The organism is Streptosporangium sp. CA-115845 (assembly GCF_050943795.1).
GTDB lineage: Bacteria > Actinomycetota > Actinomycetes > Streptosporangiales > Streptosporangiaceae > Streptosporangium.
In genome coordinates this window covers 3,496,525-3,514,162 of record NZ_CP191988.1, presented here as the reverse complement: position 1 = coordinate 3,514,162, position 17,638 = coordinate 3,496,525, and the positions used below count along the sequence as shown (strand labels likewise).

At 68.2% G+C, this 17,638-nt stretch carries 18 protein-coding genes; 1 reads left to right on the top strand and 17 read right to left on the bottom strand.

All coding sequences use genetic code 11. From position 1 onward, the window contains the following. Positions 1-26: 26 nt before the first annotated feature. From ACQP0P_RS18140 to torT, 9 genes are read right to left on the bottom strand one after another with little or no spacing between them, the layout of a single operon-like run. Positions 27-494 (bottom strand): RidA family protein, encoded by a 468-nt coding sequence (locus ACQP0P_RS18140; protein ID WP_433378113.1) that lies wholly within the window; start codon positions 492-494, stop codon positions 27-29. Next, the gene (locus tag ACQP0P_RS18135) at positions 494-1,468 is read right to left on the bottom strand and encodes a biotin-dependent carboxyltransferase family protein (protein ID WP_433378110.1); all 975 of its coding nucleotides are present in this window, start codon (positions 1,466-1,468) and stop codon (positions 494-496) included. Before ACQP0P_RS18135 ends, ACQP0P_RS18140 begins: the two co-directional genes overlap by 1 nt. Beyond that, the gene (locus ACQP0P_RS18130; protein WP_433378107.1) at positions 1,458-2,348 is read right to left on the bottom strand and encodes a 5-oxoprolinase subunit B family protein; all 891 of its coding nucleotides are present in this window, start codon (positions 2,346-2,348) and stop codon (positions 1,458-1,460) included. Before ACQP0P_RS18130 ends, ACQP0P_RS18135 begins: the two co-directional genes overlap by 11 nt. Positions 2,349-2,359: 11 nt before the next feature. Continuing rightward, positions 2,360-3,721: an acetyl-CoA carboxylase biotin carboxylase subunit gene (locus tag ACQP0P_RS18125; RefSeq protein WP_433378104.1), complete on the bottom strand. Its 1,362-nt coding sequence runs from the start codon at positions 3,719-3,721 to the stop codon at positions 2,360-2,362. A gap of 5 nt (positions 3,722-3,726) precedes the next feature. After that, positions 3,727-3,972 carry an acetyl-CoA carboxylase gene (locus ACQP0P_RS18120; protein ID WP_433378101.1) on the bottom strand — a complete coding sequence of 82 codons (246 nt, stop codon included), beginning with the start codon at positions 3,970-3,972 and terminating at the stop codon, positions 3,727-3,729. A gap of 1 nt (position 3,973) precedes the next feature. After that, positions 3,974-4,714 (bottom strand): 5-oxoprolinase subunit PxpA, encoded by a 741-nt coding sequence (pxpA, locus tag ACQP0P_RS18115; RefSeq protein WP_433378098.1) that lies wholly within the window; start codon positions 4,712-4,714, stop codon positions 3,974-3,976. Between the two features lie 2 nt (positions 4,715-4,716). Then, positions 4,717-5,754, bottom strand: a complete 1,038-nt coding sequence (locus ACQP0P_RS18110) for an ABC transporter permease (protein ID WP_433378095.1) — start codon at positions 5,752-5,754, stop codon at positions 4,717-4,719. After that, positions 5,751-7,280 carry a sugar ABC transporter ATP-binding protein gene (locus tag ACQP0P_RS18105; RefSeq protein ID WP_433378092.1) on the bottom strand — a complete coding sequence of 510 codons (1,530 nt, stop codon included), beginning with the start codon at positions 7,278-7,280 and terminating at the stop codon, positions 5,751-5,753. Before ACQP0P_RS18105 ends, ACQP0P_RS18110 begins: the two co-directional genes overlap by 4 nt. 58 nt (positions 7,281-7,338) lie before the next feature. Beyond that, positions 7,339-8,463 (bottom strand): TMAO reductase system periplasmic protein TorT, encoded by a 1,125-nt coding sequence (gene torT / locus ACQP0P_RS18100; protein WP_433378089.1) that lies wholly within the window; start codon positions 8,461-8,463, stop codon positions 7,339-7,341. A gap of 171 nt (positions 8,464-8,634) precedes the next feature. Here torT and ACQP0P_RS18095 point away from each other — a divergent pair, with 171 nt between their 5' ends. Next, entirely contained in the window at positions 8,635-10,128 is a 1,494-nt protein-coding gene (locus tag ACQP0P_RS18095; protein WP_433378086.1) for a PucR family transcriptional regulator, read from the top strand. A 7-nt stretch (positions 10,129-10,135) separates the two neighbouring features. Here ACQP0P_RS18095 and ACQP0P_RS18090 read toward each other — a convergent pair whose 3' ends face one another. From ACQP0P_RS18090 to ACQP0P_RS18055, 8 genes are all read right to left on the bottom strand, one after another. Further along, positions 10,136-10,738 carry an energy-coupling factor transporter transmembrane component T family protein gene (locus ACQP0P_RS18090; protein WP_433378079.1) on the bottom strand — a complete coding sequence of 201 codons (603 nt, stop codon included), beginning with the start codon at positions 10,736-10,738 and terminating at the stop codon, positions 10,136-10,138. After that, positions 10,738-11,412: an energy-coupling factor ABC transporter ATP-binding protein gene (locus ACQP0P_RS18085; protein ID WP_433378076.1), complete on the bottom strand. Its 675-nt coding sequence runs from the start codon at positions 11,410-11,412 to the stop codon at positions 10,738-10,740. The genes ACQP0P_RS18090 and ACQP0P_RS18085 overlap by 1 nt, the downstream gene beginning before the upstream one ends. Before the next feature lie 19 nt (positions 11,413-11,431). Next, positions 11,432-12,013, bottom strand: coding sequence for a biotin transporter BioY (locus ACQP0P_RS18080; protein WP_433378073.1), 582 nt, complete (start codon positions 12,011-12,013; stop codon positions 11,432-11,434). Positions 12,014-12,727: 714 nt separating this feature from the next. Then, positions 12,728-13,267 carry a TetR/AcrR family transcriptional regulator gene (locus ACQP0P_RS18075; RefSeq protein ID WP_433378070.1) on the bottom strand — a complete coding sequence of 180 codons (540 nt, stop codon included), beginning with the start codon at positions 13,265-13,267 and terminating at the stop codon, positions 12,728-12,730. Between the two features lie 258 nt (positions 13,268-13,525). Further along, positions 13,526-14,347 (bottom strand): SDR family NAD(P)-dependent oxidoreductase, encoded by an 822-nt coding sequence (locus ACQP0P_RS18070; protein WP_433378067.1) that lies wholly within the window; start codon positions 14,345-14,347, stop codon positions 13,526-13,528. Between the two features lie 10 nt (positions 14,348-14,357). Next, on the bottom strand, positions 14,358-15,680 hold the full coding sequence (locus ACQP0P_RS18065; RefSeq protein WP_433378064.1) for an ABC transporter substrate-binding protein: 1,323 nt from the start codon (positions 15,678-15,680) through the stop codon (positions 14,358-14,360). A 35-nt stretch (positions 15,681-15,715) separates the two neighbouring features. Continuing rightward, a complete protein-coding gene (locus ACQP0P_RS18060; protein ID WP_433378061.1) occupies positions 15,716-16,735 on the bottom strand; it encodes a branched-chain amino acid ABC transporter permease in 1,020 nt (339 codons plus the stop codon). Beyond that, positions 16,732-17,631, bottom strand: a complete 900-nt coding sequence (locus tag ACQP0P_RS18055) for a branched-chain amino acid ABC transporter permease (protein ID WP_433378058.1) — start codon at positions 17,629-17,631, stop codon at positions 16,732-16,734. Before ACQP0P_RS18055 ends, ACQP0P_RS18060 begins: the two co-directional genes overlap by 4 nt. Positions 17,632-17,638: the final 7 nt, after the last annotated feature.

The following is a 17,638-nucleotide window of genomic DNA, read 5'->3' as shown; positions in this document are numbered from 1 at the left end:
GGTCCGGCCGCGGGCCACGGCCCGGCTCAGCGGGCGGCGACCACGATGCCGACCTCCACCGGACTGTTCAGCGGTAGCCGCGGGGCTCCCACATTGGTACGGACGTGCCGGCCGGCTTCCCCGAAGATCTCCACCATGAGCTTGCTCGCGCCGTCGAGCACGGCCGGATGTTCGATGAAGTCCGGGCCACCGGCGATGTGCCCGGTGACGCTGAGAACGCGGGCGATGTTGTCGACACCGCCGAGAACGCCGGCCGCGGCGGCGATCGCGTTCAGGCCGGCCTGACGTGCGGCACCGGCCGCCGCGGCGATGTCGAGGTCGACGCCGACCAGTCCCGTCAGCGGCAGGCGGCCGTCGACGAAGGGCAGCTGGCCCGTTGTGATCACGATGTCGCCGTACCGGACCGCCGCGACGTAGGCACCGGCCGGCGCGGGGACATCGGGCAGCACCAGTCCCAGTGCCGCCAGCCTTTCCGAAGCGGGCTGAGGTCGCATCAGGCGGTCGCGCCCAGAGCCTGGCGCACCCGCGACTCCCAGTCCGCCGCGGCGGCACGCGCCTGCAGCGCCTCCTCCAGGGTCACCGCCACGAAGCGGGTTCGCGTCCCCGGAGAGCACTGGGCGACCAGGTTGAGATCGGTGCTGATCACGGTGGCCAGCATGGCGTAGCCGCCGCCGGAGACCGCGTCGCGATGCAGGATGATCGGCTCCACGCCACCCGGCACCTGGATGGAACCGATCGGATATCCGGCGTCGACGATGTTGGAGGGGTCGGACCCCGCGCCGAACGGCTGAACCCGCTGCTCCCATTCCAGCACCGGACCGGAGTATCGGAAACCGGTGCGGTCCGCGACCGGGGTCAGCGACCACTCCGACTCCAGCAGGCAACTGCGACCGGCGTCGGTCAGCCGGTAGTCGTACAGCCCCATGACCACCCGTAGCTCGACGTCACGGCTGTGGACGGGCCGCAGCTCCTCGGGCACGACCCTGCCGGGGGTTCCCCCGGCCCCGCCGATCGGGACCAGGTCGCCCTTCCTCAGGTTCCGGCCCTCGAAGCCGCCGAATCCGCCCAGCGCGTAGGTCGACCGGCTGCCCAGCACCACGGGGACGTCGAACCCGCCGGCGACGGCGATGTAGACACGCGCGCCCGCCTGCAGGAAACCGAAGGCCAGCTGGTCTCCGGCCGCGACCGCGAAGGACTCCCACTGCGGGACCGGTGCTCCGTTGAGCAGCACCGGCATGGTCGCGCCGGTGACGGCCACCACCGTCGGCTCGTCGAACCGCAGGGCGGGCCCCATGTAGGGCGACTCGATGACCGCCGCGTCCGGGGTGTTGCCGACGAGCAGGTTGGCCGCGGCCGCGGCGCGCAGATCGGCGGCGCCGGACGGCGGGATGCCCACGCTGTAGTAGCCGGGCCGGCCTCGGTCCTGGATGCTTGAGGCCAGCCCGGGCTCCAGAATCTCAACCGGCATAGAGAGCTCCCAGAAGTTCGGTGTTGTAGCCGTCGGGGTCGGCGAGGAATCGATCGAGGTCGAAGGTGATCGGGCGCTGACGGTAACGGTAGGTACCGGCCTCGACCTGCGCTCGGATGCTGTCGTATTCGGCGCTGTCGATACTGCGGAACTTGACGATGTCGCCGGGACGGAAGAACACCATGAAGTCGCTGAAGTCGGCGAGCCTCTGCTCCGGGTCGAAGATCGGCACGGGGGTGACGCCGAACATCTGGTACCCGCCGGCTCCGCGGACCGAGTAGATGCAGGCGAAGCATCCGCCGTGTCCGATGGTGAGGGCGGGCGTGTCGGTGCGCGGCCTCAGATACTTGGGCAGCTCAAGCTGGCGTTCCCGGGGAACCATCTGGAACATGAACGGCAGTCCGGCCACGAAGCCGACCATCGAGGTGATCCACGGCGAGCCCGAATGGGCGTCGATGAACGCCTGCACGGAGTCCATGTCGTTCTCGACGGCCGCGAACTCCAGGTCGTTGCCCTCGGGCCGCTGGTGCCGGTCGCGGAACCTGGCCCCCGTCTCGTTGGTGAACGGGTCGTCGTACCAGACGGGGACCTCGAAGATCCTGGTCTCGACGCTCCGCGAGGGTGAGCCCGCGACCTGCTCCTCGGCCGCCCTGACCGCCGCCTCGACCGTGGCGGGCGGCACGACGTCGGGGTCGAACCTGATCAGCAGGGACGCGTTCGCCGGGCAGATGTCCACGATCCCCGGCAGCCGGTTCTCGGTGAGCGCCTTCGCCACCGCCATGGCCGTGAAGTTGACCTCAAGGCTCATGGCCTCGGCGAACTGAACGACCAGATGCTCGTCGCCACCCCAGGAGTAGCGGCTCTCGCCTGCTTTGCACACGGTGTTCTCCTTCACTTGCCGCCCCCGTTCCTGGTACCGGTCATCCAGTCCTCCAGGAAGGTGGTGTGGTACCGGCCGTCGCGGAACTCCTCGATGTCGATCACCTCGCGCAGGAATCCCGCGGTGGTGACGACACCTTCTATCTCGACCTCGTCCAGGGTCCTGGCCATGCGGGCGATCGCCGCCCGGCGGCTGTCCCCCCAAACGATGATCTTGGCGAGCAGGGAGTCGTAGAAGGGGCTGACCTCACTGCCGGGCCCGAATCCCGAGTCGATGCGGACGAACGGGCCGCCCGGCATCCGCATGGCCGACAGCACGCCGGGGCTGGGCATGAACCCGAAGTCCGGGTTCTCCGCGTTGAGCCGCACCTCGATGGCGTGGCCGCGGAACTCGATGTCCGCCTGGCAGAACGACAGCGGGTCGCCCGAGGCCACCGTGAGCTGTTCGCGGACCAGGTCCCGGCCGGTCACCATCTCCGTCACCGGATGCTCCACCTGGATCCGGGTGTTCATCTCGATGAAGTAGAACCCCTCGCTCGCGGAGTCGTAGAGGAACTCGACGGTGCCGGCCCCGGAGTAGCCCGAGACCTTGGCGAGCGCGACGGCGGCGTCGGCCATGGCGGTGCGCACGTGATCGGGCAGGCCCGGCGCTCCCGCCTCCTCCAGCACCTTCTGCCGCCGCCGCTGCATCGAGCACTCGCGTTCCCCCAGGTGGACGAAGTTCTCTCCGTCACCGAACACCTGGACCTCGATGTGCCTGGCGTTGGGAACGAACCGCTCGATGTACACCAGCCCGCTGCCGAACGCCGCCTGGGCCTCGGCCTGGGCGACCGGCAGCGCCTCGGCGAGCTCCGTCGCGTCGGCCACGATACGGATACCGCGGCCACCGCCGCCCGCGGCGGCCTTGACCGCCACCGGGTATCCCGCCTTTTCCGCCGCGGCCAGCGCCTGCGACAGGCCGTCGACGGGCCCGTCGGATCCCGGCACCGTCGGCACTCCGGCCTCCTCGGCGGCGGATCTGGCCCGTGCCTTGTCTCCCATCAGCCGGATCGTCTCCGCCGACGGTCCGACGAAGAGGAGCTTGGCCCCGGTCACCCTGTCGGCGAACTCGGCCCGCTCGGAGAGGAATCCGTACCCGGGATGCACCGCGTCCGCGCCCAGATCGACCGCCGCCGTGACGACGGCGTCCATGTTCAGGTAGCTGCGGGAGGCGGCGGGCGGGCCGATGAGCACCCGCTCGTCGGCCAGCCGGACGTGCAGGGCGTCCTGGTCCGCCTCGCTGTACACCGCCACCGTGCTGATCCCGAGTTCCCGGGCGGCCCGAATGATCCGCACCGCGATTTCGCCGCGGTTGGCGACCAGCAACTTACGCAACAGGATCAGCCCTTCTCGATGGTGACGACGCCGTCCCCGGGGCCGATGATGCTCTCGTTCTCCACGTGGATCGCCGTCACGGTCCCGCTCTCGCCGGCCTTGATCTCGGCGAACTGCTTCATGACCTCGACCAGGCCCACGGTCGTCTCGGCGCCGACCACGCTGCCCACCTCGACGAAGGGCGGCTGGTCGGGCGCGGGCTTGGTGTAGAAGACGCCGGGAAGCGGAGACTGCACAACGTGCTCAGACATGTCAGGCCTTTCCGGATGACGAGTTCGTCGAATCGAGAACATTTTTAATGGCAGAGGCGACCTCTACCGCGTTGGGCGTGTCCGAATGGACGCAGACCGTGTCGAATCTCATCGGGATCCGCTCACCGGTGACGGCAATTGCGACTCCCTCTTCAATGGCGATGGTCATTCGCTCCACCGCTCGCTCGACAGGCGTGGCGTGCGGCCGTCTGGCGATGATCAAACCGCCTTCTGCCGTGTATTCGAGGTCCACGTAGAACTCGGCGAGAAAGGGAACTCCCCGTGCCTCGCAAACCCGCTCGTGCGCGGTTCCGGCCATTCCGAAGACCGGTACCCCGTACATCGCGGCGACGTCGCACACCGCGTCCATCAGCGCCTCGTCCCGCGCGACCATGCCGTACAGCGAGCCGTGCGGCTTGATGTGATCAAGAGGTACACCCGCGGAGTCGAGGAAGCCCTTCAGCGCTCCCACCTGGTACTGAACGATGTCACGTACCTCATCAGGGTACAACTTCATCTCGCGTCGCCCGAAGCCGACCGGGTCGGGCAGTCCCGGATGCGCGCCCACGGAGACCCCCGCGGCGGCCGCGCCCGCGACGGTCTCGCGCATGCCGCCCGGGTCTCCGGCGTGGAACCCGCACGCCACGTTCGCCGTGTCGATCAGGGTGAGCAGCGCTTCGTCGTTTCCAAAGGAATGGATCCCGAAGGATTCCCCCATATCGGAATTAAGAGTGACCTTCATAATCACACCTTTCCTGCGTACACCGCAGCGGCGAGTCGAGTACGGAGACGGTCGGCGACAACCGCCAGGGCCAGCACAACGCCGGTGACTATCATTTGATAGTAGGAATTGATCTGCGCCAGATTCATGCCGTTGGCGACGATTCCAATGAAAACCGCGCCCAGCACCGCGTCGAGCACCCGGCCGGATCCGCCGCGGAGGCTGACCCCGCCGATGACGGCCGCGGCGATCGTCTGCAGCGGAAGGGAGGCCCCGATGTTCGCCTCTCCGGTCTCGATGCGCGCGGTGAGCAGCACCGATCCGACCGCCGCCAGGCCTCCGGCCAGCACGTACGTCAGGATCAGGGTGCGGAACTCGCTGACCCCGGAGAGCCTGGCCGCGCGCGGGCTCGACCCGACGGAGTAGATGTGGCGTCCCTGCCGGGTCAGGGTCAGGAACAGCCAGAGGAGCCCGGCCGCCAGTGCGGCGAGCCAGATGGAGACGCCGATCCCGAGGACGCTGCCGAAGCCCAGCCAGTCGCTGAACTCCTGGGGCAGACCGGAGACCGGCACGCCCGAGGTGAGCATCAGGGCGAGCCCGGAGAACACCGAGGCGGTCGCCAGCGTCATGATGAAGGGGTTGATGTTCAGGCTCGCCACGCCCAGACCGTTGACGAGCCCGCAGATCATGCCGACCAGCACGCCCACGGCGATGCCGACGAGCACGGCGGTCAGCGGGGAGGACGTCTCCGACTGGGCGGTCATGGCCATCGCCGTGGTCACCGAGACCAGCGCGGTGATGGCACCGATCGACAGGTCGAACCCACCGACCAGCAGCACCGCGAACTGGCCGAGGGTGGCGATGATGATGTACGAGTTCTGCCGCAGCGCCGAGTGGATGTTGTCCACGGTCAGGAAGTTGTCCGACATCGCGGAGAAGGCGATCAGCGCGACGATCACGAGAATGGGCAGGACGCCGATCTTGACGAATACCCGGGCGGCGTACGAGATCACAGATCTCCGAGGTCGTGCTGGTACTTCGACCTCACTCTGGAGGGTCATGCGATCTCCTTTGTCGCTGGTTCGTCCCAATGCATCATGTGACGCAGGACCGTTTCCTCACTGAGGTCGTCCCGCTGTATCTCGGCGGTGATCGTTCCGTGCGAGAACACGTACACCCGGTGACAGAGGTGAAGGATCTCCGGCAGTTCGGAGGAGATGACCAGCACGGCGTTGCCCTGCCGGGCGAGTTCCACGATCTGGTCGTAAATCGTCACCCGGGCGCCGACGTCCACCCCGACCGTCGGCTCGTCCAGCATGTAGATGCCGCACTCCCCCAGCAGCGCCCGCCCCAGCAGGCCCTTCTGCTGGTTGCCGCCGGAGTAGCTGTCGGCCGTCCGCTCCGGATCCGCCGGGCTCAGCTTCATCCGGCGCAGCATGTCGCCGGCCACCGTGCGCTCGCGTCCCGGCCGCAGCATCGGTCCGCTGGACATCGGTGCCCGGCGCAGCCAGGGAAGCGTGACGGTTTCGCGCAGCGGGCGGTTGAGGAACAGCCCCTCGGTCTTCCTGTCACTGGGCAGGTACACCACCCCGGCCTTCATGACCTGGGCAGGACCGGCGCCCGTCAGGTCTTTGCCCTCGATCGTCAGCGTCCCGGAGTCGGTCCGCTCCAGACCGAAGCAGGCACGGGCGGCGCTGGACTTGCCCGACCCCATGAGGCCGGCGAATCCCACGATCTCCCCCGCGCGCAGCTCGAAGCTCGCCTCGCGCACCGCGCCGTCGAAGGTCGTGAGGTCGCGGGCGGCCAGCATCACGCGGGTACCGGGCTCGGGCAGTTCGGGGTAGAGGTCCTCCACCACCCGGCCCGTCATCAGGCCGATCAGCTCGTCGTCCGGCGTGCCACCGGGAACCGTGGTGATCAGCCGCCCGTCCCGCAGCACGGTCACCCGGTCCGCGAGGCGCCGGATCTCGGCCATCCGGTGCGTGATGTAGATGATGCCGACCCCTCGGCCGCGGGCGTCCTCCACCAGGGTGAACAGCCGCTCCGACTCCTCCTCGGTCAGCGAGGCGGTCGGCTCGTCCAGGATGAGCACGCTGAGCTCGGGGCGGAACGCCTTGGCGATCTCGACCATCTGCTGCTCGGCCCGGCTCAGCGTCTCCACCAGCCGGTCCGGCGAGATCTGGAAGCTGAACTCGTCCAGGCGCGCCTGCGCCAGCTTCCTGCTCTGACGCCGGTTGACGAATCCGTACCGGCCGGGCTCGGAGCCCATCACCAGGTTCTCGGCCACGGTCATCGTGGGCATCAGCGAGAACTCCTGGAACACCGCGCTGATGCCCAGCTCGCGTGCGGCGGCGACGCCGGACAACTCGACGGTCCGCCCGCCGACCTCGATGGTCCCGCCATCGGGGTGCTGTGCTCCGGAGATGATGGAGATGAGGGTGGACTTCCCGGCTCCGTTCTCGCCGAAGAGTACGTGCACCTCACCTCGGCGGAGCTCGAAATCCACCTGGTCCAGCGCGGTCACACCCGGGTACTTCTTGGTGAGCCCGCGGATCCGAAGCACAGCTCCGTGGTCAGGTTCGGTCATAGGAGGCAATCTTTCTGATGATGGAACGTTCCAGCCGGGCCGGAACCGACGCGACGGGTCAGCTGCCGGCCTTGACCTGGAACGTCGGGGACCATCCCTCGGGCGCCAGCGTGGTCGTCAGGTCGAAGTCGCCGAGCGTGTCCTTGGTGACCATGACGAGCTCCGGCCCGACGTGCTTCATGAACTCCTTCTTCTCCAGCGCCCGGACGGCCTGGTCGATGGCGATCCGGCCCTGCAGCACGGTGCTGTCGCTCGGCGCGCCCTGCACGGTGCCGCGCTGGATTCCGGTGTGGGTGCCCGGGGTGAAGTAGTAGCCGGCGACCTTCACCTTGTCGCTGAGACCTCGGTCCCGCAGGATCGGCCCGGCGGCCTCGGCGGTCACCGCGGTGCCGATGATGTAGTCGATGTCCGGGGTGGCGGCGAGCACGTCCTCGATCAACCGGGTCTGGGCGTCCTTGCCCGTGTCGCCCCACTTGGTGTCGACGATCTCCACCTTGCTGTCCTTGAGCGCGCTCTTGAAGCCCGCCTCGCCGGCCTCGGCCCAGCCGGCGCCGCTCGGCCCGGGGAACCAGGCGACCTTGACCGGCTCTCCCTTGGAGTCCTTGATGAGCCAGTCGGCCGTGATGGCGGCCAGGTCGTTGAACGAGACGAGCGACTTGGCGGTGATCTTGTCGCTGGACATGCCGTTGACGACGTCGATGATCGGCTTACCGGTCGCCGCCAGGCGGTTCACGGTGCTGTTGAGCCCGTCGTAGGAGATGGCGCCGATCACCAGGGCGTCGGCGCTCTGCGCGCAGTCCTCGATCTGCTGGGTCTGCTTGTCGAGGTTCTCGTAGCCGCCCGCCTCCACCATCGTCATGTTGACGCCGGCTTCGCGCGCCTGCTCGGCCACCCCGTAGTTGAGGCCCAGCCAGTAGGCGTCCTTCATGTGGGGCACCGACACGCAGATGTTCCAGGCCTTCTCCGCCTTCCCCACGGGCGTGTACTCCGCCTTGGTCCGCTCGCTGTCCATGGAGAAGTCGGCCCACACGTCGACCTTCGCCGGCGCCCAGTTCTTGGCGGGGGCCGCCGGGGCGGCCGCGGCACCGTCGGCCGAGTCGGTGGGGGTGGATGAGCCGCAGGCCGCAAGCGACAGCATGGCCACAGCGGAGGTCGCCAGGAAGGCGGGATACTTGAACCGCACGAATGCTCCCTTGATTCGTTCCACATCGGGAACTTCGCGTACAGGGGTGGGATGCCAAGCAGTCAACAGGGATGCCGGTTTCACCGTCTACGTGCGTGCGGGCCAAGGCTGCGGAGCTTGTATTGTGCAGTTGCACAGCGTGAGGCTCCGCCACAGAGAGGAATCCGCCCCATGGCCCTGATGCTCGACCAGCTCATCGCCGAAGCGGTCCTGGAGCTGACACTGGTCACACCCAGTAGTCCTGAGCTGCTGCAACGCACCGTTCGATGGGTCGCGTCCACCGAACTGGTCGACCCCAGCCCCTTCCTGCGCGGGGCCGAGCTGGTGCTGACCACCGGTGCCTTCATCGACGCGGATGACTACGAAGGGTGGCGGGCCTTCACCCGGCGGCTCAAGGCGGTGCGGGCCACGGCCCTCGGTTTCGGCTGCGGCCTGACGCACCAGGAGGTGCCGCGCGCGCTGGTCGAGTGCGCCACGGCGGTGGACCTGCCGCTGCTGATCGTCCCCTACAACGTGCCCTTCGTACGGATCAGCGAGTTCGTCGCCGACGCGATCATCGCCGACCGGTTCAAGGACATGGGGCGGGCCTCCAATCTCGCCGCCGAACTGGCGAGATTCATCTCCAACGGGGCTCCCCTGGCGGCACTGCTGAAACAGATCGCCGAGGAGATCAAAGGTGAGGCGGCCATCGTCGACATCGACGGAAAGGTGATGGCGAGTTGGCCCTCGCACTGGGAGTGGCGGACGGACCTGGTGCTGGAGGGGCTGGCCAGCAACGGGACGACCGGTTACTTCGCGGTACCTCTGGACCAGGCCGGCGCGCACGACCACGTTCTGGTCGGCCGATCCGACGAGGCCATGGAGAGCGTCCGGATGGCCATGGGCTCGGCGGCGACCCTGGTCGCGATCGACCTGACGCGGAGGTTGCAGGAGGAGCCGTCGAGCGCGACGCGGATGGCCGCGGTGCTCGCCGGCCTGGCCGACTGGACCACGCCCACGACAACGCTGATCAGAGCGTTGCGGGTGGCGGGGTTCGAAAGCGACGTGCCCTTCGTCGTGCTGGTCGCCCGTCCGAATCCCGCGTTCTCCGCCGGCTACTCCCTCCGGCTGCGCCTGGCCGTGGAACAGGTGCTGCCCATGGTGCGTTCGGTGCGCAGCGGCGAGACCCTGGTGCTGCTCGCCCAGGGCGATGTCGCCGACGCCACGGGCAAGATCCTGGAGGTTCTCCGGCGGGAGATGCCCAGCCGGCGGATCGTCGTGGCCGGACCGGCACACGACGCCGGGGAGATCCGCATGGTCTTCGCGTCCGCGCGTGCCGTGATCACCCCGAACCAGTCGAGTCCGATCCGCGCCCGAGCCTTCGACCTGACCTCGATCGTGGCCGCGGCCGCCGGCCGGGGCGGGCAGCATGCCGCGCGGGAGTTCCTGCAGCCGCTGATCGATCACGATGCCAAGAGCAACGGCGAGCTGCTCCACACCCTGCGGACCTACCTGCGGCTGGATGCCAGACAGCACACGACCGCCCAGGTTCTGCACGTGCACCGCAACACCCTGCGATACCGGCTCGCCCAGATCGGCAAGCTGCTCGAAGCCGACCTGGACAATCTTGACACCCTGCTGATCTGCAACCTGGCGTACCGGATGTACGACCCGGCGGGCGGATGACGCCGGCTCAGCGGTCGCCCTCGCCGCGCGCGGCGAGGGCCTCACCCAGCTCGTCGGCGTGACGCAGGGTACGGATCAGGAACGGCACCGCGAACGCGATGACCGAGCGCTGCGCCCCGCGGGCCTTCGCCGCCTCGCGCACCTCAGCGGCGATCTTGGACAGCGCGGCCACCGACTGCAGGGTGAGCCCGACGAGCAGGCCGATCCGGTCCGGACGCACCCCGAACCGCCGCAGCGGCCGCAGCCCGCGCTCGACGGCGGACACCAGGTCGTCGACCCTGGTGGTGATCGTGAACAGGTTCGCCGCGGTCAGCGCGGCCACGATCCGCAGGCATACCAGCACGGCCGCGTCCAGGCCGAGCAACCACCACTGCAGCGCGAACATGAACGCCACCAGCACCCCGAGCGGGCGGGCGACCCGCAGGCAGCGCCCGGGCGAGACCCGTGCCAGCGCGTACCCCAGGACCATGACGGCGCAGATCCCGCCGAGCCACACGGGAGAGCTCAGCACGAACACCACCGCCGCGAGCCCGAGCAGGGCGAGGAACTTCCAGCCGGCCGGTGTCCGGTGCAGCGGACTCGATCCCGGCTCGTACCATCCGCCCACCATCAGCCGACGAGCTTCCGGTAGTGGCGCAGCGCGGGGTCCGGCTCGTCGTCGGCCACCACGCGGCCCCCGTCGAGCACGATCACCCGGTCGAAGTCGCCGAGCAGGTCAAGATCATGGGTAACCAGCACGACCCGCTGCCTCAGCCCCGCGAGCAGGGTGCAGAACTGCCTCTTGTTCCGCAGGTCGAGCAGCGTCGTCGGCTCGTCGCAGACGAGCACGTCGGGGTCGAGCACGAGCATCCCGCACAGCGCGAGCAGCTGCTTCTGGCCGCCGGAGAGCTGGTGCGCGGGATGGTCCGCGTAGCCGCCGAGCCCGTGTTCGGCCAGGATCTCGGCCGCCCGCGCGGCACGCTCCCCGGCGGAGAGCCCGCTGCGCCGCAGGGAGAAGGCGACGTCCTCGCCCGCGGTCGGCATCACGATCTGGCTGTCCGGATTGGTGAAGACGAACCCGACGCGCCGCCGTACCTCACGGCCCTTGCGGCTCGGGTCCAGCCCGTCGACCAGCACCCGGCCGGTGCTCGGCAGCACCAGGCCGTTGATCATGCGGGCCAGGGTGGACTTTCCCGAACCGTTCGCGCCGACGAAGGCCACCCGCCGCTCGGGCAGGCGGAGACTCACCTCGGACAGCACGACCCGCTCGCCGTAGCTGTGCCCGACATCCTCGAACTCGATCACGGAGCCGTCTTCCACCTCGTCAGGCAGCGGGGGTCCGCGTCGCCGGTCTCGCCGACAGGCCCGGCAGGGCGCGATGCACCACGGCGGCGATCAGCGAGGCGGCCACCACCTTGATCAGATCACCCGGCACGAAGATCAGCGACTGCAGCGCGGCCGCCGGCAGGTCTCCGATGTACACGCCGAGGAACGGGATGCCGATCAGGTAGTCGGCGGCCAGCCCGGCCACGTTGGCCAGTAGCAGCACCGGCAGCCCGACACGCTTGGCGCGCGACACGATCAGACCCGCGACCAGCGCCGACAGGATCCAGCCGATCAGGAATCCACTGCTCGGCACGAAGAACGAGGCGATACCACCCCGCCCGCCGGAGAGCAGCGGCAGGCCGATCGCGACCAGCACGAGGAACAGCATGACGGACGCGGCGCCACGGCGCGCGCCCAGGATGCTGCCGGCCAGCAACGGCCCGGCGTTCTGGATCACGATGGGGACGCTCGAACCGCCGACGTAGATTCCGGGAAAGATCCCCAGCACCGCGATGAAGGCGGCGAAGACGACCGTACGGGCAAGATCGACAGCGGGCAGGGGGGAGCGGGACTCTGACACATCAGACACGATATCCGCTGGTCATCCCAGAAACACCACGGCCTGCGGTGGAGCGTCTCCCCGCCGGTGGGGTGAGCCCCCTCAGCCGTTCGCGGTGGCGAGAAGCCCGCGACCGCGCTTCGGTTCGGCCTCCGAACCGGGCGCCGGCTCGATGCCGCCCGGGGTAGCGTGCGGAAGGATCCCGGTGATGAGGTCCAGCGTCGTGTTCGCCTCTCCCGCGGCCCAGCGGTTGGCCCGACGCCCTTCGAACCGCGTTGGTGGTACGGCGCGCCACCGGCCAGGTTGATCTCGTCACCTGTTTCGGCGCAGCCGGTATCGGCATAATCGTTGGTCGCGAACAAGCGCGCCGAGATATCGACGATCCGCTCTCGTGTCTCGTCATATCGCATGGTGCGATCGATGGCTCGACCCGCCTCGATCTTTCACCTTGTTTTCTCTTTAACCGGCATGATCGTGCCCGCGTCTCCATACAGACCGCTCAGTCCGTCGAACATCGATCTCGAGATGCCAGATCATGGCACGGCGTACACGGGAACATGCGATCAGACGCTTCCCGAAGGGTGAGCCGATTGTGCTTCACGACCCGATGGAAGATAAGGCTCACGGATCCCGTCGTGAACCACATCTCAGGGATTCCCGGCTCAACGACCGGTCAGCGGACGAGCGATTACATTACCCCGAATCCCGCTCACGCCCTCTCCGATCCGGAATTCCTCAGCGTCCCGCCGGAAACTCGTAGATCAGGCGAATCGCGTCGTCGATGGCCTTGTACACGTTGTCGATGGTCCGGCGTCCCATGATCCAGGCGCGCAGCTCCCCGTTGAGGACGGCCGTGAGGACGCTGAAAATCGCCTGGTGGTCCTCGTCCAGAGCTCCATCGCCCGCGAACGCGGATCTCGCGATGTCGACGAAGATCCCGTCGAGCGAGTGGTAGATGTCCGCGACATAAGGGTCGGACGCCGTCTCCAGCACGATGAGAACCCGATAGAACTGGGGCTGCATCTGAAACGCGCGAACCGTGCGATGGAGCACATCACCGATGCGCTCGCTCTCCGTTTCTCCGGCAGGGGCGGACTTGTCGAGTTTGCGCTTGAGCCCTTCCTGCCACTCCCGGAACGCGGCCGCGAAGAGATGCTCCTTGGAGGTGAAGTACCTGTAGAGCGTGCCCAGCGCCACACCCGAGTCCCGGGCCACGTCGGACACCTTGACCCGTTCGTAATCACTACTCGCGAGGCTTCGCAGCGCGGTGCGCACGATTCGCTCCCGGCGCTCACGCTGGTCTCGGCGAAGCAGCTCGGGCGCGACCGGACCCGAAACGTCAGTAATCACCGGCAGTTCCCCCTCGACCCGCTGGACACTGACCTAGAATACAGCTCTATTTCACTGGTTGATCTGATCAGACTGAGCGAACAGGGTTAATTCTCTGTTGCCTGGTTCACAAAGAGGGAGAACTCCGGATTCAAAGTGGCCGACGGCCGGCTCTCGCCCCGCCACCGGCCACCCGCCCCTTCGTCAGTGGATCGTCAGCTGGCCTCCGTCGATGTTCCACGCCTGCCCGGTCACCCACGAGCCCTGGTCGCTGCAGAGGAACACGACCAGGTTCGCCACGTCACCGGGATCACCCGCCCTCCGGAGCGGCACCGTGGTCTCGATGATGCGATCCCAGGCCTCGTCCGGCAGGTCGTCGAGCCGGGAGGTCCGGACTATTCCGGGACACACGGCGTTGACGCGTATCCCCTCCGGCCCCAGTTCCTGGGCCATCGCCGAGGTCAGCGCGTGCAGTCCCGCCTTCGAGGCGGAGTACGCGGCCGTCCCGGCCCCCATCAGCTTGCCGCCGATGGACGAGATGTTGACGATGCTGCCACCCTCCTTCCTGGCGAGCAGGTGCCGCGCGACCACCCGGCTCAGCTGAAAGGAACCGGTGAGGTTGGTGCCGATCACGGTGTCCCACACCGCCGGATCCAACCCCGCCACACTCACCCGGTCGGCGCCCCGTGACGCGGCCGCGTTGTTGACGAGGATGTCGACCCGGCCGAGCCCTCGTACGGCCTCGTCGAGGACACGGCCGGCGTTCTCCTCGTTCGCGGCCCCGTCCGTCGTGATGGTCACGCACCGCCGTCCCAGCGCCGCGATCTCCGTCGCGACCGAGGCCAGCCCCTGCCATCCGGTGTTCCGCTCGTGTGCGGGAAATGCCTCCGGTGGCCGGTCGGTGCCGGTCACGGCGACGTCGCAGCCCGCCTCGGCCAGGCCGAGGGCGATGGAGCGGCCTATGGAGCGCATCCGCGCCGCTCCCGTGACGAGCGCGACCCTGCCCTCGAATCCGGTCAGCAACATGATGGGGACCTCAACCTGTGATCTTCTCGTACCTGGTGGTGCCGTCGAAGTCCTGCACCTCTCCGATGGGGACCAGCCTGCCCGCGGCACGGTCCAGCCGCTGCTGCCGGACCCCCTCGAGCAGATAGTCGTCGCCGTCACCGGTGCGCACCTTCACACCCGGCAGGTAGATGGTCGGTTCGGTCACCTCCATGTTGTGCGCCGACTCCATCACCCCCACCCGGTCCATGGTCTTGGCGTGCTCGATCGCCCACGTCGCGAGCATCCCGGCCGTCCAGCCGCCGACGGCCGTGGACGGCACCTGCTTCTCGTGCCCGGGTGTCTTCTCGAACCACTCCAGGTAGAGCTTGATCTGCGGTAGGTCGGCGTTCTCCGGCAGGTCGGGGTCGTAGGCGGTGGTGGAGATGACAAGGCCGTCACCCGCCCCCGGCTGCAGCTTCTTGAGCAGTGACAGGCCGAGCTGTGCCGCCTGCAGGATGCGTGGCTTCCACCCTCCGGCGTGCACGTGGTTCAGCGCCTGCATCGCCTGCAGGCCGATGGCGATGTCGTAGAACGTGTCGGCGCCGGACGCGGCCAGGCTGGTGATCTGGTTGGCGACATCGGGATCGGTGGACTCGAAGGACTCCGTCTTCACGATCTTGATGTTCGAGTTGGCGATACCCTGCTTGAAACCCTGCAGGTAGGCGCGGCCGAGGTCGTCCTCCTGGTGCAGGATCGCGACCTTGGCGTTCGGGTTGACCGACTTCAGGTACTCCCCGGTCGCCTTGGCCTCCAGTAGGTAGGAGATGCTTCCCGCGGGCCCGCCCCAGGGGTAGTCCGGGTTGCCGAGCTCGGGCGCTCCCGAGGTGGGGAACAGGGAGGGCACGCACTCCTTGGCGAGCAACGGCCGCGCCGCCAGGTTCCCGGACGTGCCGAACAGGCCGAGCATCGCGAAGACCTTGTCCTGGGAGATCAGCGCGGAGACGTTGGCCTTGGTCTTGGTGGCCACGTACTGGTCGTCCTTGGCGACCAGTTCGACCTTGCGCTTCTTACCGTCCGGCCCCTGGATGCCGCCCTTGCTGTTGACGTAGTCGAAGTAGGCGTTCATCCCGACCACGAAGCCCCCGCCGACGGCGACGAGTGGTCCGGACATCGGTTGCGACACGCCGAGTTTGATCGTGGTGTCGGTCAGTCCCTCGGTGCCGTTGTCGGGGCAACCGGCCGCCGCCCCGCTGGACGCGGGCGCGGGCCGGTCGGCGCCCGCGGCCGAGATGGCGCTGCCGCCGCAGGCCGTGGCGGAAAGGGAGAGCACGGCCATGACGGCGAGCAGCCGTACATGAGATCTGGGGGTCATCGGTTCTCCTTCGGGTGGTGCGCGGAGGGCCGGAGTCAGGCGGCGACGGGGCGGGGGGAGTTGGGTTCCTTCTCCGGTGTGACGGCTCCGCCACGTGGCCCGCGGAACCGTTGGATCACGGTCCTGGCGCCTCCGGCGAGGCCCTGGGGCAGGAAGAAGGTGAGCAGGATCAGCAGCACGCCGTACACCGCGGGCGTGAGCTGGGGGTTGACGCCGGCCGCGGCCAGCAGTTCGGGGACGTAGTGCAGGAACACCGCGCCGAGGATCGGGCCCACCAGGGTTCCCGATCCGCCGATGGCCATGCCGAGCAGCAGGTTGATCGACACCAGGACCGTGAAGTCACCGGGGCTGACGAACTGGTTGGCGACCGTGAACATCCATCCGGCCACGCCGGCCACCGCGGCGCTGGCGGCGAACACGGCCACCTTCGTCGCCTTGACGTTGACGCCCACCGTGTGCGCCGCCACGTGCTGGTCGCGGATCGCGATGAGAGAGCGGCCGATCGAGCTGTGCATGACGTTGCGGATGAGCAGGAAGACCAGCGCGGTGATCGTCAACAGCACCCAGTACTGCCACGCGACGTCGGAGACGCCCAGCGAGGCGGGGGCGCTCAGGTTCCGGTCGACGGTCAGCCCGGCGGTGCCACCGGTCCAGTCGGTGAAGCGCACCGGTATCTGGGGGAACACCAGGGCCAGCGCCATCGTGACGAGCGCCAGGTTCATGCCGCGGATCCGCAGGGCCGGAATACCGGCCACCGCGCCCACCAGCGCGGCGATGAGGATCGCGAGCGGCAGCACCGTCCAGTAGGACCAGCCGTAGTTCTGCACCGCCAGCGCCGTGGTGTACGCGCCGAGGCCCATCAGCGCGCTGTGGCCGATCGACGGCTGCCCGTTGAAACCGGTCAGCAGGTTGAGGCTCATCACGGCGACGGCGAGGAAGAGCACCTCCAGCAGGCCCCGGATACCGGTGACTCCCAGGACGAACGGGGCAAGGAAGAGAAGGACCAGACCGGCGAGCCAGGGCGCCGCGCTGACTGTCGTTCGCATCATGGTCATACCCGCTCCACCGGAACTCGGCCGAACAGCCCCTGCGGGCGGATCAGCAGGACGAGAAGGATCACCGCGAACGCGGTCGCGAGCTGGAGCTGGTTACCGATGAAGGGCAGGTAACCGGCCGACAGGGACTGGATGAGGCCCACCAGCACGCCGCCCACCAGGGCACCGGGCGCGCTCTCGAAGCCCCCCACCACAGCCGCGGCGAATCCGTACAGCAGGAGGGTGGCCATCATGTTCGTGCTGACGAACACGACCGGTGCCACCAGGACCGCCGCGAGGGCTCCGATCGACGACGCCAGCCCCCAGCCGATCATCATCATCCGGCTCACGTCGATCCCGGCCAGGCGGCTTGAGGAGGGGTTCATGGCGGCGGCGCGCAGGCCTAGGCCGAGCTTCGTGCCCATGAAGAGCTGCCGGATGAGCAGTGCCACGAGCAGGAAGACGACGACCGTGCCGATCTCCAGGTAGCTGATGTTGACGCCGCCGAGGTTCAGTCCTCCGTCCGGGAACGGCGACTCCAGCCGTTCGGTGTCGGTGCTGAAGATGTATCCGGCCAGGGCGTTGATCGCGAGGAAGAGGCCGAGCGTGACGATCAGCAGTCTGAGATGGTTGTTGGTCCCTCCCTCGAAGGGCCGGATCACGACGCGTTCGATGACCGCCCCGAGTAGGAAGGCGAAGAGGATGCCGATCGGAATGGCGACGACCAGGGCGAGCCCCAGCCCCAGGGTCTGGTCCGCCAGTTTCCAGACCACGAAGGTGCTGAACATCGCCATCTCGCCCTGGGCGAAGTTCATCAGTCCGGTGGAGCGATAGATGAGCACCAGGGCCAGTGCGACGGCCCCGTAGAGAAACCCGTTCGACGTTCCGTCGACCAGACGTTGGATCAACAGTTCCATTGCGGTC

Excerpts from the sequence above, each read along its gene's own strand:
- ACQP0P_RS18140 (WP_433378113.1), bottom strand. The coding sequence starts at position 494 with ATGCGACCTCAGCCCGCTTCGGAAAGGCTGGCGGCACTGGGACTGGTG.
- ACQP0P_RS18135 (WP_433378110.1), bottom strand. The coding sequence starts at position 1,468 with ATGCCGGTTGAGATTCTGGAGCCCGGGCTGGCCTCAAGCATCCAGGAC.
- ACQP0P_RS18120 (WP_433378101.1), bottom strand. The coding sequence starts at position 3,972 with ATGTCTGAGCACGTTGTGCAGTCTCCGCTTCCCGGCGTCTTCTACACC.
- pxpA (WP_433378098.1), bottom strand. The coding sequence starts at position 4,714 with ATGAAGGTCACTCTTAATTCCGATATGGGGGAATCCTTCGGGATCCAT.
- ACQP0P_RS18110 (WP_433378095.1), bottom strand. The coding sequence starts at position 5,754 with ATGACCCTCCAGAGTGAGGTCGAAGTACCAGCACGACCTCGGAGATCT.
- ACQP0P_RS18105 (WP_433378092.1), bottom strand. The coding sequence starts at position 7,280 with ATGACCGAACCTGACCACGGAGCTGTGCTTCGGATCCGCGGGCTCACC.
- ACQP0P_RS18095 (WP_433378086.1), top strand. The coding sequence starts at position 8,635 with ATGGCCCTGATGCTCGACCAGCTCATCGCCGAAGCGGTCCTGGAGCTG.
- ACQP0P_RS18090 (WP_433378079.1), bottom strand. The coding sequence starts at position 10,738 with ATGGTGGGCGGATGGTACGAGCCGGGATCGAGTCCGCTGCACCGGACA.
- ACQP0P_RS18070 (WP_433378067.1), bottom strand. The coding sequence starts at position 14,347 with ATGTTGCTGACCGGATTCGAGGGCAGGGTCGCGCTCGTCACGGGAGCG.
- ACQP0P_RS18065 (WP_433378064.1), bottom strand. The coding sequence starts at position 15,680 with ATGACCCCCAGATCTCATGTACGGCTGCTCGCCGTCATGGCCGTGCTC.
- ACQP0P_RS18060 (WP_433378061.1), bottom strand. The coding sequence starts at position 16,735 with ATGACCATGATGCGAACGACAGTCAGCGCGGCGCCCTGGCTCGCCGGT.
- ACQP0P_RS18055 (WP_433378058.1), bottom strand. The coding sequence starts at position 17,631 with ATGGAACTGTTGATCCAACGTCTGGTCGACGGAACGTCGAACGGGTTT.